The sequence below is a fragment of the Campylobacter ornithocola genome, from assembly GCF_013201605.1.
In the GTDB taxonomy this organism is placed as follows: Bacteria; Campylobacterota; Campylobacteria; order Campylobacterales; family Campylobacteraceae; genus Campylobacter_D; species Campylobacter_D ornithocola.
Genome location: NZ_CP053848.1, coordinates 885,923 through 901,381 on the forward strand (window position 1 = coordinate 885,923; position 15,459 = coordinate 901,381).

Here is a 15,459-nt window from a genome sequence, read left to right on the forward strand (position 1 = left end):
GCTCCGCAAATTAATTTTTTAAATATTAACAAGCAAAAAAAGTTCCAATTTTTAAAGATAATTTAATTTTTTACATAAATATTTTTATATTGTTTTAATTTTTTTTTAGTATAATCTCAAATCTTAAATAGAATCAAAAAATCTTTAAAAGGCCCGAGTGGTGAAACTGGTAGACGCGCCAGACTCAAAATCTGGTAAGGGCAACCTTGTGTCGGTTCGAGTCCGACCTCGGGCACCATTTGTTTTTTACTCCCAAGTGTTTTTTTGGCAAATTATATTCAAAATATTAAAAAAGAGTTTTTATTTTGATTAACAAATCACACCTGCTAAATCTACCATTTACTTACTTCAACCTCACATTCATAATCATATTAGATAAAAAGATACTATCTTTATCAAAGCTTTTTAAGTTATATTCTAGTTTTAAGTATCTTTTTTGTATATCTTGCATTAAAGTTGAAAGATTGTATAAACTTAAACTTTCTAATATATTTATAAGTTCTATCTTGCTTAAAGTATTAAAATCATTTAATAGTCTAAGATAATTACTTACAATAGAATAAGTATTAATACTATTAAATAAAATTTTATTTTTTATATCTTCTTTAATAAAAAATTGATTATTTTTTATATAAAAATAATCTTTAAGATGATGATTACTTAATATTTGATTATAAAAATTTAAAAGACTTTCTTTGCTGTTTAAGTCTATAAAATTTAAAAATATATTTTCTTTTAATAATACTTCTTGTAATTGTTTTAAGTTTTTAAAAGCATGATTTATACTAGAAGTATTTTTTAAAGCATAAATGATATTATCATCTTTAGAAATTTTTCTATTTATATTATATTGCAATAAAGGATTTTTATAAAGTGTATCACTATTGATTAAGATATTGATATGAAAAGATTCTTTTATATCAATATGTTTTTTAATATGTGAAAATTCTAAAATATTTAAAAAAGCATTAGGTATGTAAAATTGATCTAAACTAAGTTGTAAAAAATGATTCATATTATACATAGAAAAAATATCACTATCTTTAATCAAATCATCTTTATTTAGATTAAATAACATAACCCCACCAAAACCCAATAAGCTTAAATTTTTTAAATTCTCTAAAGCTTTTCTTTTTTCTAAATCAATTTGAAGTGTTTTTTGCATTGTTTTTCCTTTCTTTAATTAACCTATACATAAACCATTTTTCATAATGATAGTAGTGGCTAATGAAATTCATTATTTTTACTCTTTTATATTATGTTCTTTAGCATAAGCTAGTATTTTAGCTCGAAGTTCCTCTGGAAAATTATATCTATATATGGCAGGAATTCTTGGATCAAGGAGTTTATCAAGCTTATGTCTTTTATAATACCATTCTAAGTTTTCAGGGGTAAAATAATAAGGTGCATTAGGATAGCCTTGAGGTGGAGTTAGGGCTGCGAGTTTGGCATGTAGTATTAAAGTATCATTAAAAAGTTGTGCTCTTTCTTCGCTCCAATCATTAGGTGTATCGGTTCCATAACCATTTACCATACCATTATAATATCCTCCCCTATAACGATCAAATTCTCTTCTGCTTTCATAAGTAGAATCTACATCCCTTGGATCTTTTATCTTACCCTCAACTATATCACTTCTTAAGGCTCTATACATACTTCCAAATTCATCGCGAGCAATTCTATACCTGTTATAATCAATTACCCAATCTACTCCCATAATCTCATCTATAAAAGGAAGCATACCAAATTCATCAGGTTTTAAAGTCTTAGCTAAGGTTTTAATCTCTTGTTCTCTTAAAGGATTTTTATGCACTCCCACTAAACCACTTCCTACAGCAATATCTGCATAACCATAAATAGCACCTAATAAATTAGGTTTATCTAATATACTACTTCCCCCACTTAATTGTATATAAAGTATAGTAGCTTGGATAAATCTTGCATTAAAACCATTTTGAAACATATCATTAGCTAGGTATTTATAATCACCTAATATTCCTGCTGCCATACCCCATTCATTATGAAATAAACTTGATCTTAGATTATGTTTATTATCATCTACTATTCTATATAATTTTTCATATTTAGGATCTACATTTCCTTTTTCATCTACAGCCCCTATAGCTTCATAAGGTATATCTATAACAACACTTCTTATACCACTTCTTATAACTAAATATTTATATCTTTCTTTTTTAGTTTTTAAAGATTTATAATAAGCTTTTTCTGCTTTAGTCCAAGGAGCTATAGCTCCTTTTATAGGATCTTTTAAATAAATACTTTGCCAATCTTTAAACTCAAGCAAAGTAGAACTTTGTCCTGTATAAAGATTAGGATCTAAATATCTGGGTTGATAGTCTTTGTAGGGAGAGTTTTGTTTGATATTGTGTGCTTCAAACAAAGCTTTAGAATATTCTTGGGTGTATTTGCCTACCTTAGCTCCCCCATCACTTAATAAAATTTTATTCGTTTTTTTTTCTACATCTAATATAATACCATTAGGCGTATAAATTTCATAAGTTTCACTCATTTTTATCCTTTCATCCTATATACAAACCATCTTCCATGATTATAGTAGTGGCTAATCTGCCTATAAACTTATTAGAATAATCTTGTATTTTACTAATATCATCGTTTTCTTCATCATCATTTTCATTTTTTATTTCATCTTTTACCTTTTCATCCCCTATCCCCTTATACATCACTTCTAAATTATGTTGTCCTATAGCTTCTAAATTTTCCATCAATCTTCTTGCTTTTTGCCTATCTTCTATGAACTTACCCTTTTCATCTTGAGTAGTATTATAAATACCATTTGCATATTCATATAAAATTTGTATAGCATCATTATAAGCTAAGATAGGGTGTTGTTTTATCACTGGGTGTTGTGTTTTATACTCTTCTTTTCTTTGAAAATGCTCTAGCTTATATATATTACAATTTCTAAGTTCTATATTGTTTTCTTCAAAAAATTCCATATCGTTTAAGATGTATTTACCCTCATTGATTTTATCTTCCTTAGAAGCACTTCTTTTCTCATCTAAAATAATATAAGATAAAAGTCTTTTTAAGGCAAATTCCCTAGCTTTGCTTGAAGTCGTAGCACAAGCAATACTAGGATAATAATTAAGCCCACCTGTGCATAATAAAGAACCAAAAATAAACTCAGATAAATCAAAACTCATAAATCTAGAATTTATCAATAAAGGATAGGTTAAGTATTCTTCTTTTTTTACAGCTAAAGGAAAATCATAATTGTAAGTAAATTTTTCATACATTAGTTTTTCATATAAAATTTTTAACCTTTCATAATTTGTAGGCAAAAGTGTATCGATAAAAGATCCTGCTAAATTTTTTAACACATCTACACTTAAATTTTTACTTACTTTAATAGAAAAATCAATAGCTAATTGTTTTTTTACTTTTGATATCAAATGAATTTGCTTAGCTTTATCTAATCTTGAAAAACTCTTTGACTTTTTCAACTCACTTGCATATTCTAATTGATTAAAATAATAATAATTTGTTCCTATTTGATATAAAAAAAGCTTATTGAGTGGCTTTTTACTTTTTGGATTAATTTTTATAAAATGCCCTTTAGGATTAAGTGCATAAAATATCCCTAGTTCTTTAAAAAAATGTGCTTTAAAACTAGAAAATAATTTATTGCCATAATGCTTTTTATCAAAGCTTGAATTTATAAAAAATAAAATCATTTTTTTAAAAAAATCAGGCTGGCTCATAAAAAATTCTGCAAAAGGAAAAAGTTGCTTAATGATATTAAAAAAAGTGATATCTATGGATAATTTTGCAAGTTCATTATCAAGCATAATTTCTTGAATACTTTTATCTAAATCTTTTTTCAAAAGAAGAGTTTTGTCTGTTTGTGTATTTTCTTTAAATTCAATTTCCTCATCAAAGCTTTCGTTTAAGATTTTTAAAAAATTCACATAAGTTTGATCATCTTCTTCAAAATCATTTTCAAACATAGCTTTAGCTAATTCATCTAAATAGATAACTTCATCTTCTTTTTTGTTTTTATTTAATTCTTTGGATAAAAAGATGTAAATTTTTTTATCATTATCATAAAAATAAATATCATCAGGGATAAATGAAATATACTCATTAAAATAATTTGGTATTTTAATCTTTTGATAATTAAGTGAAATTTCTTTATCACCATAATCTGGATTTGGAATTACAATATTTTTAACACCAAGAGAATATTCTTGTGTAGAAGCTAAGTCTTTTTGTAAAACATACAAAGTTAAAGTCAATAAAACAACCGTTAAAGGTGAGTATTTCTTAAAATCTACATTTTCATATGTTTTGGATATTGATGGCTCTAACTCAAGAAAAAATTGCATTTGATCATAATAAGAATTGATATTATCTAAATAATTATTAAAAAGCCCGATATATTCTTTTACTTTTACTTTTTCTTTTTCGCTAATTTCTTCCAGTTCTTTGGGTAATTTAAAAAAGCCATCAATATAAGCAAAATCTTGTTCAACTGATTGTTTTACACTCTCTAATAAATCAAGTCCTATCCAAGAAAGTGTTTGATTATAAAAATTAAAATACCTTTTATATTTTTGATAAATCTGTCCATCAAGTTTCACAAAAGGACAAAGCTGCAATACAAAATCATCTTCCTTTTTAACATCTCTTTCTATAAAATAAGAACCATAATCTCTTTTACTAGGAAATTGTTCTTTTAACCCAAGTTTTTCATTTTTTGTAAGAGCTTTAGGACGATTTTTTATTATTGCTCCTAATTTTTTTTGATACAAATCTTCACAAAGTGCTGCATTGTTAAGCTGTGGTGGATTGGTAATAAACAAATAATTTTTACCCATTTTTGTTGTATTGATTTGATCAGTATTTTTTTTATCTAGTATCATTTCTACTAGTATGGAAGAATTTAAATCAGGATATTCTGCATAAAAGAAATGATTAAGTTCAGAGATATTTGAATTGATTGCTTTTTTTAATGTTGTATCAAAATTTTTTAAACTAGAATTAATCAAAAGCGTATTATCTAACTTTTCATTTTCAATTTTTGGATTATTTTCTAAAAAATGATCAAAAATACCTTGAAATTCTTCATCTAAAATAACTTTATAAAAACTATTTTTATAAAGACTAATAGAAGGTGCATTAGAATAAGATGAAAAATCTAATAATACTTTATCATCTATAATCAATACATCAGATAAAATTTCTTCATTGCACAAAGCGATAATAGGATAAAGCTTACTAGTAATAAGCTCTAAAAGTGGATAAGCAAAATCATAATAATATTTTTGTTCCTTATACTCTTGATACTCAGCAGAAGAATTATAAACTTCAAATAATGTATTTACAACAAAAACATAAGGATTTTTTTTGACTAAAGAGATAGGTTTTTTAAGATTAGTTACAGAATCTAATATATTGATAAAAAATTTTGCTATAGCTCTAATAATTTGCTTATATTCATCATCATTAGATTGAGTGATATTTTTTAAAAATGTATTAAAAAGTGTATCTAGGGTAAGTTGTATCTTTGGTTTAATCTCTTGCTCAAAATAATCAGATTCTTTGATATTTTTTAATAATGTATTTAATTCTTTTTGAACTCCTTTTAAAAAATTTTCAATATTTTCTTCATTGCTCTCATCAATAATTTTATTGAGCGTTTTATTTTTGTTTTGATTGATTGCATTATTTAAAAAATTTAAATTATTAAAGATAATTTTTTTAATACTAGATAAATTTTTATCAGAGCTAAATTTTTGTTCTTTTGTGATTTCATCTTTATTAGCTTGATTTAAATGTATGATTTTAAAAGTTTTTTTCTTGTTAATTTTAAATTTATATTCAATAGTATGTAGTGTCTTATACAAAGAATTCTTAGCTTCTTTATATCCATCAAAATCACCACATATAAAAATAATTTTATTAGCATTTTCGGTAAGATTTTTTAACTCAATTTCCAAATTATGATTTGATGTAATTAAAGTGAAATCTTTTATTTTCATATTTTAATCCCATTCACTACTACAAATTTACAAACATAAAGCTCTTGTTTTCTATCTTCATCTTCTAAGATCTCATCTAGTCCATTTGCGATTTGAAATTTTAAATTTTGCATTTTAGCAGGAGCTAAAAAACTAAAATGATATTCGTTTAATTCTTTATTATTTTCTAGGGAATTTTTGATGATTTTATCATACTCATGTAGCTGTGTAAAATACCCTGCTCCTAAATCTTTATATTCAAATTCTTTATAAGCACTTTTATAAACTTTAGCAATATTTTTTGGGATAATAAAATAAAGTTTGATTAAATTAGTATCAAAACTAAAATTTAATTCTTTAAATTCATAATCTTTACTAAAGTCTTGTTTGAATTGATTAAGAATATTAACATCCTCTATATCTTTTAAATCTTTTTGATCTATATTTAATTCACTTAAAGCTTTATTTTGTTCTTTTTTTTCATTATTGATCAAAAGATTATAGATAGGTAGGTTATCTTTTTGAAATCTATCACTTTTATAATGTAGTCTTATTATGGGCTCTTTTAGCTTTGTTTGACTTTTGTTTTGTTTGGCTAAACCATCCTTAGGATTAAAACTATGATCAAATTTAAACTTAGTAGGTACAAAGCTTACTTTTAAAGGAAAGCCTTTATCACTAATACAAGCTGAGATGAGTTCTTGTAAGATTACATATTCATTATTAACTTTCTTTTGAGATAAAGAGCCTTTAACATCTACTACCTTGGTGCAAGGATAGCTTACTTTTCCTATAGTATTAGGACAGCCACTTATGCTAGAATTAAGTAAATCACTTTCTAGCATAATAGGCACACCACTATCTTTAAAAGTTTTTCCTTTGTTTGATTGAAGTATGACTTTACCTCCATGGATACATTCTAGGTTTTGATTTTCTAAAAGGGCATGAAGTTTAGCTATAGCTTGTTTTTTATTTATTTGTATGGTTTTTTGTTCTTTTAGGGTATTTGAAATCAAATCTTTATACTCTAAGCTTTGCTTGCTTAAACATTCTAATTTGATATTTAAAGAATTTTCTATAATAGAATAATTAAGCAAGCAAAGTTCATCATTTTTATAAAAGATGCTAAGTTTTCCTTTGCCACTATCTTCATCTTTAGGAGAAAAATAATAACTAGGTGTATCTTGTTTTATGGCATTATCTTGATCTAATTCTCCAAAGTAAAAAGGATTGTTAGGAAGTTCACTTGAGCCTGTAAGGAGGGTAGAGTTTAAAAAGATATAAGCTTGGTAGTTTTGAAGTTCTTCAACTGCAACACCTACTTTAGTAGCTACTCTTTTATAAATCTCATCACAATCAATCAAATCCCTACAATTAGCAAAAATAAAAACTTCTTCTTTTGGTAAATTAACAAATATAGTCGAACTTGAAGAATTAAATTTTACTTTTGTTTTAATGGGTTGGTTTTTATTAAGATAATAGCTTGTGCAATTATTTTCATAAATCAAATTAATCATTTGCTTTTTTCTAGCTTGAAAAAAATCCAAATCATTTTCCAAGCTAAGACATTTAAAGCACTCAGAGTTATAATTTAAGATTTTCCCTATATTATCTTCTGTAAGTATTTTTTGATTATTTTTATCTTTAACAATAAAAGGCAACCACTTATAAACTGCTTCAGCATGATCTAAATCTTGCTTGAAGTCCTTATTAGATAATTTTTCTAATATAGGTTTATCTAGTATTTTTATATAAAATTGCATAGCTTCCAAAACCAAAAAAGAATCAGGAATAACAAATTTATTTACATTTTTATATTCACCTACATAAAACAACTCTTGTATATCTTTATAAATAAGATTAAATTCTTTTTTGTTATATACGCTATTTTTACACAAGTTATCAAAAATTTTATCCAATACTACGCTAATATAATTTTGATTTTCATCTTGGATATTTATTTGATCTTCTGATAAAAGCTTATTTTTCTCACTTAAGTCGATTAAATTTTGTGCATAAGAATTTAGATAATCCATAGCACAAGCAATATCCTTTTTAAATTCTTTGATATTTTCATTATTTTTTATCAAATGCTCATAAAAATAACTCGCCCAAACTATATTATACATAAAATGGCTAGTTAGCAAATAATTTTTTTCAAGCTCTCCTATATGAATTAAATGCAACTTGTCTGTATTTTTATAATCAAACTTATCTTTAATATCTAAGCCATATTTATAACCCAAATCAGCTATCACAGATCTTGATGACTCTAGAGCTTGTCTATATTCTCGTGAAAAATCTTCTTTATTAGGGATAGGTTTAGCTATAGTTTCTATGTGATGTATTTCTATACTTGTTTTGCCTTTACTTGCTTGTTTTATGTTTAAAGCACATTCATCAAGTCTTTTTTGATCTATTTGTCCTTGTGAATTTTTACATTCTTCGATCAAACCATCTGTTCCATTTTCCACATTTAAAACTTTAGAGCAATTATCTAAAGTTTTTCTAGTCATACCAAAACCAAAAAGTTTTTTAATACCTTTAATGAGTAATTTAAAAACAACTCTAATAACTCTAATAAAAATATTTACAAGACTTATTACAACACCTTCTATACCAGCTCCATTATAAGTATAAAGTTTTTGAATATATTTTTTTTGCCCAAAGATACAAAAACATTGAGCCAAATGTCCTCCTAAAGAATGCCCCACAATATCTATTTTAAAATCATCACTCCCATGCTTTTCTCTAACGATTTTTAAAACTTCATCACTATAATTCATCAAAGACACCACTTGCGGAATTCCAAGCCTCAAAGCAATAAAACCATCTGTAAAAAATGCATCTTTTAATAGCTGTGTTCCACCTGTTTCAGTACCACGAAAAGCCAAGATATAAGTATTATCATTTTTACTTGTATCTTTAAAAACAGTATGAGAATAACCACTGATGTTAGTATTTTTTACATGTTCTATAACTTCATAACGAGATACAAAGTTTTTAGTGCGTGGGCTAAGATGATGTCTTAAATTTCTAGGATTTTCATTGTGTTTAGCAAAATTTAAAGCCAGTAGGTTTTTTTGATCTTTTGCTTCTTTGTCTTCTTTGTTTCTATAAATAAAGCTTTGCGCTTTATTTCCAATAACTTGATCCTCATCTAAAGCTTCATTGTCTTTTCTAGGTTTTTTAAAGACAAGATCAGCAGAAAATCTAGCTTCTATAATAGTAGCATAAGCTGTAGGATCTCCTATTTTCTTATTACCTCTAGACAGCTTTGTTTCATTCTCTTTGCTTATCTCATACCCTAACTTTATCCCATCTGCATAAAGCCACAAAGGAGGAGTAAAAGCACTATCAAAAAAACCTTTTTCATCATTCTCATCGATTAAATCAAGCATAGCATAACTAGCATCTGCTATATCAGCATAGTCTTTGATTTGAGAGATAAGTTCTTTAGGGTTCATCAGTAACTTTGTCCTGTATATTTTTCATCACTTTTTATAAATTTACCATTAGTAAAATAATGAAAAGATCCTCCTCCTGCACTTTTACGACTAATGCTAGAAAAGCTAAATCCTCTTCCTTCATCTCCAAATAATCCATAGCTTTTTACTTTATAATCTATCATAGTAGCAAAAACAATAGGATATTTTTTACCCTCACACACATAATAAGTTGTCATACCTAAATAAGGTCTTAATTTTTTATAGTTTTCTTCACCCATATATGCTTTAAATTGATCTTCATAGTATGCAAATTCGGGTTTATCATCGAAGTTAAAATCATAGTCAGGATCATCTACATCATAATTATAATCGTTACGATAATATTTACAACCATTAGAAAGGACTTGAGGGAATTTTTTCTTCAAATAAGAAAAATTCACAAAATTAGTTTCATTTCCTACTTTGATTTCACTCCCTAAATACTTGCTACGAAATTCTTCTCTTTTTTTCTCTAATTCCAATATCTCTTCTCTTATTTTTTTATCAAAGATATAAATTCCACCATAATTACTTGCAAGAGCTTCTAATTCACTTGCTTTATTTTCTTTAAAAGCACATGCACTTAAAGATACTAAAGAAAATAAGCTTAGAATTATCATTGTGATTTTCATTTGATACTCCTTTTTAAAGTATATTATTTCAAATACCTTGGTATAAATAAAATTTAGTTTTTATATTTAACATACCACCAAAACCTTTTTCATCATTCTCATCGATTAAATCAAGCATAGCATAACTAGCATCTTATATTAGCATAGTCTTTGATTTGAGAGATAAGTTCTTTAGGGTTCATCAGTAACTTTGTCCTGTATATTTTTCATCACTTTTTATAAATTTATTATTAGTAAAATAATGAAAAGATCCTCCTCCTGCACTTTTACGACTAATGCTAGAAAAGCTAAATCCTCTTCCTTCATCTCCAAATAATCCATAACTTTTTACTTTATAATCTATCATGGTGTAAAAAGTAATAGGATATCTCTTACCTTTGCATACATAATAACTACTCATAATCAAATAAGGTCTTAATTTTTTATAGTTTTCTTCACCCATATATGCTTTAAATTGATCTTCATAGTATGCAAATTCGGGTTTATCATCGAAATTAAAATTAGATTCGCCTATTTTATAGCTATTGATATAATCATCACGATAATATTTACAACCATTAGAAAGGACTTGAGGGAATTTTTTTTCTACATCATACTTTTTAATATTAGCTCTTAACTCTTCATCAGAAGCAGATATATTATTAATCCATTGATTATATTCTTTTATCTTTCTTTCATTTTCCAATATCTCTTCTCTTATTTTTTTATCAAAGATATAAATTCCACCATAATTACTTGCAAGAGTTTCTAATTCACTTGCTTTATTTTCTTTAAAAGCACATGCACTTAAAGATACTAAAGAAAATAAGCTTAGAATTATCATTGTGATTTTCATTTGATACTCCTTTTTAAATTTAATTTTGGAAAATTATCTTACTTTACTTTAAAAAAATTATTTTTCTTTGTATTTATTTAAAGACAGTAAAGTCAAATTTTCAAATATATTTTGATCATTTTTGATGATATTTTGCAAGGCATTTTGCAAATAAGTCATAAAAATATCTTCTTCCATCTCTTTAAATACAGGTGAATACAATTCTTTAGTAATTAATTTTAACACAACAAGATTAATTAGTTTTGTATCTTTAATAAGCGGAATTTTTGAAATAACCGTTTGAAAATCATCTATATTTAATTTTTGAAAATTATCATTTAGTATTGTTTTTTTACGATTTTGTGATAATTCATTTTGCAATTTATCTAAAATTTTTCCTATATTTTCATAAGTAAAATCTAAATTAACAGAAGAATTAGATTCTATAATAACTTCAGAATTTTTAATATTATTATCCTCTATAAAACTATAATCTATTTTTGTTTCAATAAGTTCTTTAATGTTTTCTTTTGCCTTAAAATCTAAACCATCTATTTTTCCTCTAGGTTTTAGCTCTATTTCATCCATCTGTGTGTGTTTTTCTATTTCTTTTATTTCTTTTGCTTGCTTTAAAGTTTCTTGTTTAATCTCTTTTGAATCAACAAAACGCAACTCAATAAGACCTAACTTTAAAACATCGCCTTTGCTGATAATAATTTCATAACCATCTTCCAATCTAGAAAAAGAATTATTATAAAAAATATCACTGCCTTCTATAGGCGTCATAGTAAAAAAACCTTCTTCAAAAGTGATCTTCATATGTTTTTCTTTAACAGAATTATTTTTATCTTGTATCCAAAATAAACATTCTGGACTCGATCCAACAAGTCCACCAGTTTCATCAAATACACAAGCTACTGTTTTCGTAATATTTTCGTCAATATTTTCAATTATTAATCCTATGGTTTCTTTATCTATCATTTTGAGCCTTTGTTATATTTTCTACTATTTTAAAATCACTTAATATCATAATTATATTATTAATATCTGAGTTGTTATTATTAAGTTTGAAATCAAAATACATTTTTTTATTGTCATTAAATAAAACACTGTAAGATGAATTTGAATTTTTACTTTCCTGTAATAATTTATACCAAGCCCATTCTCCTTTATATGATTTTGTGTAATTTATATTAGCATCTAAATAAGAATATGCAGTGAAATCAAAACTAGTTCCATTGTTAAATTCATCAGTTATAACATCTAATTTTGTATGCAATGTATGATCATATATAATAGAAGTATCATTATATTGAACTTTTACAAAAGAAAAATCGGCACTTAAGTCAAGACTTTGTAAAGTAAAGCGCACTCTCATTACATCATTTGCATTTAGCATTAACTCTGATAAATTACCAGCCTTAGTAATAAAATCCAAAAATTCTTTGGAAAAAGTTAATCTTGAGCTAAATTTAGAATTAATAGAGTAAACATTTTTTCTTTTAATTAGAACATTTGTTAAATATTTTTCATAAAACTTATTTAAAATTCCATTTTTACCAAAGAAATTTTTAAAAGAATCTATACTTAAATCTTGTGAACTTAATAAATTAAAAGGATAAAAAGGAGCTATATCATTAACAAATGGTGTATAAACTTCATTTAACCAAACAGTATTAAACAAAGAAACTCCATGGTTTTCTATAATACTCCAAGCATACAAAGAAAGAGTTGCATAGTATTTTTCCAATTCACTTGGTAAATTTTTAATATTTTGTTCAAGAGAACTAAATGGGTCGCTAGAATCTTTACTATCGCTTAAAGCGTATTTTATTTTTTCCTCAATAGTTTGCGAGTTATTTGTTGTAAAGTCAGTTATTTTTTTATGAATATTAGACAAATCTGTATTTATTAATTCCATGGTTTTTTGATGACTTCCAACATCTAAACCTACAGCAGTAGCACCCGTATTTAAAATAGAATTTTGTTCTATAATTTTATGATAAGCATCAAACGAACTGGTAATCCCCATAAAACTTGTCTTTATTTCAGCAGCATTAACACCGAGATTATATGCTTGAGTTAGCAAAGTAGCATCGTTAAGATTGGTATTTACACTAACAATTTTTATAAAATTCATTAAAGGATTTTCTTTTTTAGATAGTATATTAAGTTCATTTAGCATAGAACTTTTGGAAATAAACTTTTTTGGTGCAAGTGAATTTAAAATTTCTTGCCATTTATTTTGATATTGCGTTAAATAAATTTTAATAATTCCCATTGCCATATTGCTTCTATTTTCAGAATTTGACAAATCATTTAAAATCCACGAATCAATCTCAATGGCTTTATCTATTTTTACATTTAACGTTTGCAAAAAGTCAGCCATACCTTTTTTTGTGTAAATTTCTTCAATACTATCAATTTTAATAGACTCTGAGAAAACATTGTTAGCAGCAAATCCTAATTCATTTTTAAAATTATATACTTTATTGTTTTTATCTAGAATGATAAAGTTAAGTAAAGTATATATTCTTTGAATTTTTGCTACATTATATAGTTTTTCAATAGATAATTTAACCGAAATGTCATCTTGCTGAGAAGTGCTTAAGTCAATCTTTTGAAGTTCATCGATACCAGATAGAAAATTTTCTTTAGAAATTTTATATTTTTCTAAAAAATTCCAATTTTCATTAATCCATATTTTTAATAAATCTTTATCAAGATATTTTTGCTCAAACAATGATTTATATACATATAAAGTTTTAATTAAGTTATCATAATTATCATCAGTTTGTAATATTATTTCCATTTCTTTTAACAGGGTATTTTTCAACACATCTTCACTAATTTTATAATATAAATTTTGTGCTTTTTTAAAGCCTTTATATGTTATGTTTAAGCTAAAATATTCAAACAAACTTGCCTTTTCGATTAATTGCGGATATACACTTAGTATATTTCTTAAATCAACTAATAATTTTGCTTTTTCTTCTATACTCATCATGGGGTAATCTTGCATATTTTTCAACAAAAATGAAAGATCTGTATAAACACTTTGAGATATTTTTTTTTCTTGCTCACTTTTAAGAATAAAATAAGATGAAATAAAATAAGTCATACAACTCAAAAATATAGTTAGACCCACAAGCGATATCTTTTTGTAAAAACTTTTAATTCTACTTAGCGATGAATCTTTAAAGACAATATCTTCAAGCAAAGACTGAACAAAATAACTTTGCTTACTAAAAGACTGTTTTACTTGAGCTAATGGTTTTTTTATATTATACTTTTCACAAATTGTATCAAGCATAAAATTTCTTGGCACATTTTCTTGATAAGCACTTACATAATATACCCCTCTTAAAACTGAACTATTTTTTAAAATATTTTCATTTTGGAGTTGCACGATAAAGTCTTTGCTCAATACAAATAAATTATCCAACTGCTTTAAAAATAAATAAATTTTATTTTTTTCCTCTATAGTGTATATAGAAGAATTTTTATCAACAAAACGTAAAAACAAAGATTTGCTTATCTCTTCAAAAGACTTTTGAATATCTTCTTCTTTAAAATGTTCTGCAAAACTTACACCAAAAGCTTTTTTTTGAATTTTTTCATTGAAAATATCAAAAAATTCTCTCATACCTTCTATTAAATCTAATTTTGAAAAAACAACATAAATAGGTAATTGTACACCTAAAATTTTTTCACACTCATGCACCCTTTTTGTTAAATAACGAATTAAATTATTAGAATATTCTTTTGTGTTTTCTAAAAACAATCGAGTATCAATTATTAAAATAATGCCATTTAATTTACTATGAAAATAATTCTTATTTAAAAATTTTAAAAAATTTTGCCAAATACTCTTTTTAATTAAAAAGTCTCTATTTTTCTCTATATCATCTTCGGGCAACTCATCGCTACTATTAGGATGAAAAAAATCTTCTTGAGAAAAATAATTTCCCTCAGTATCAAGCAAAGCGCCTTTCTTGGAAACATATAAGCTAAAATTATTGGTAGACTTATGCATCTTTTTATATGATTCTAAACTATCACTTAAAGGATATTCTATATCAGAATAATTTATAAAAGTACTTTTACCAGCACCTTCATTTCCTACAATAACAACAAGAGGCAAATTTTTAGTGTTGATATCTTTTTTCCATGTTTGTTTGGCATCTTTTAATGCGATAAAGAAATTTCTTTTTGCTTTGTATAAAAATTCATTAGATTCTTTTTTAATTTCTTTAAGTCTTATTCTTTTGTCATCCTTAAAAGATTTTATAAAATTACTTAAAGGCTTTAAAAGGAAAAACAAAAAAATACAACACCAAAATATAAAAATTATCCCAAATCTTAAATAAGAATTACTAAAAACATAAATTTCATTAAACGCAAATAAAGAACCATAAGCCCAAAAAAATAAACTTAAGACAACTAAAATAATAAGTATTAATGTGATTACGAAAATCCTAGATTTTAAAATTTGCATTATTTTTTGAAACATAATTTTTCCT

The 15,459-nt window shown here is 25.3% G+C and carries 8 protein-coding genes and 1 tRNA gene; 1 reads left to right on the forward strand and 8 read right to left on the reverse strand.

All coding sequences use genetic code 11. The features are described 5' to 3' along the window. Positions 1 to 151 precede the first annotated feature (151 nt). Positions 152 to 238 (forward strand) — tRNA-Leu (locus CORN_RS04650). Between the two features lie 105 nt (positions 239 to 343). Here the strand turns inward: CORN_RS04650 and CORN_RS04655 are convergent. The 8 genes from CORN_RS04655 to tssM all read right to left on the reverse strand — a co-directional run bounded on the left by CORN_RS04655 (position 344) and on the right by tssM (position 15,449). Continuing rightward, entirely contained in the window at positions 344 to 1,165 is an 822-nt protein-coding gene (locus tag CORN_RS04655; RefSeq protein WP_172663980.1) for a hypothetical protein, read from the reverse strand. 78 nt (positions 1,166 to 1,243) lie between these two features. Further along, positions 1,244 to 2,530: a hypothetical protein gene (locus CORN_RS04660; protein ID WP_066007575.1), complete on the reverse strand. Its 1,287-nt coding sequence runs from the start codon at positions 2,528 to 2,530 to the stop codon at positions 1,244 to 1,246. A gap of 10 nt (positions 2,531 to 2,540) precedes the next feature. After that, on the reverse strand, positions 2,541 to 6,023 hold the full coding sequence (locus CORN_RS04665) for a hypothetical protein (RefSeq protein ID WP_066007573.1): 3,483 nt from the start codon (positions 6,021 to 6,023) through the stop codon (positions 2,541 to 2,543). Next, positions 6,020 to 9,469: an alpha/beta hydrolase family protein gene (locus CORN_RS08485; protein WP_245162281.1), complete on the reverse strand. Its 3,450-nt coding sequence runs from the start codon at positions 9,467 to 9,469 to the stop codon at positions 6,020 to 6,022. Before CORN_RS08485 ends, CORN_RS04665 begins: the two co-directional genes overlap by 4 nt. Continuing rightward, on the reverse strand, positions 9,469 to 9,891 hold the full coding sequence (locus CORN_RS08590) for a tRNA 2-selenouridine synthase (RefSeq protein WP_167348859.1): 423 nt from the start codon (positions 9,889 to 9,891) through the stop codon (positions 9,469 to 9,471). The genes CORN_RS08485 and CORN_RS08590 overlap by 1 nt, the downstream gene beginning before the upstream one ends. Before the next feature lie 412 nt (positions 9,892 to 10,303). Continuing rightward, the gene (locus tag CORN_RS04685; protein ID WP_246260871.1) at positions 10,304 to 10,957 is read right to left on the reverse strand and encodes a hypothetical protein; all 654 of its coding nucleotides are present in this window, start codon (positions 10,955 to 10,957) and stop codon (positions 10,304 to 10,306) included. Positions 10,958 to 11,014: 57 nt separating this feature from the next. Then, on the reverse strand, positions 11,015 to 11,917 hold the full coding sequence (locus CORN_RS04690; protein ID WP_066007561.1) for a hypothetical protein: 903 nt from the start codon (positions 11,915 to 11,917) through the stop codon (positions 11,015 to 11,017). Beyond that, positions 11,907 to 15,449, reverse strand: coding sequence for a type VI secretion system membrane subunit TssM (gene tssM / locus CORN_RS04695; RefSeq protein ID WP_066007563.1), 3,543 nt, complete (start codon positions 15,447 to 15,449; stop codon positions 11,907 to 11,909). The genes CORN_RS04690 and tssM overlap by 11 nt, the downstream gene beginning before the upstream one ends. Positions 15,450 to 15,459 lie beyond the last annotated feature (10 nt).

Bases quoted from the DNA above. Each gene is read 5' to 3' on its own strand.
- CORN_RS08485 (WP_245162281.1), bottom strand. From the start codon at position 9,469: ATGAACCCTAAAGAACTTATCTCTCAAATCAAAGACTATGCTGATATA.
- CORN_RS04685 (WP_246260871.1), bottom strand. From the start codon at position 10,957: ATGAAAATCACAATGATAATTCTAAGCTTATTTTCTTTAGTATCTTTA.
- CORN_RS04690 (WP_066007561.1), bottom strand. From the start codon at position 11,917: ATGATAGATAAAGAAACCATAGGATTAATAATTGAAAATATTGACGAA.
- tssM (WP_066007563.1), bottom strand. From the start codon at position 15,449: ATGTTTCAAAAAATAATGCAAATTTTAAAATCTAGGATTTTCGTAATC.
- CORN_RS04655 (WP_172663980.1), bottom strand. From the start codon at position 1,165: ATGCAAAAAACACTTCAAATTGATTTAGAAAAAAGAAAAGCTTTAGAG.
- CORN_RS04665 (WP_066007573.1), bottom strand. From the start codon at position 6,023: ATGAAAATAAAAGATTTCACTTTAATTACATCAAATCATAATTTGGAA.
- CORN_RS04660 (WP_066007575.1), bottom strand. From the start codon at position 2,530: ATGAGTGAAACTTATGAAATTTATACGCCTAATGGTATTATATTAGAT.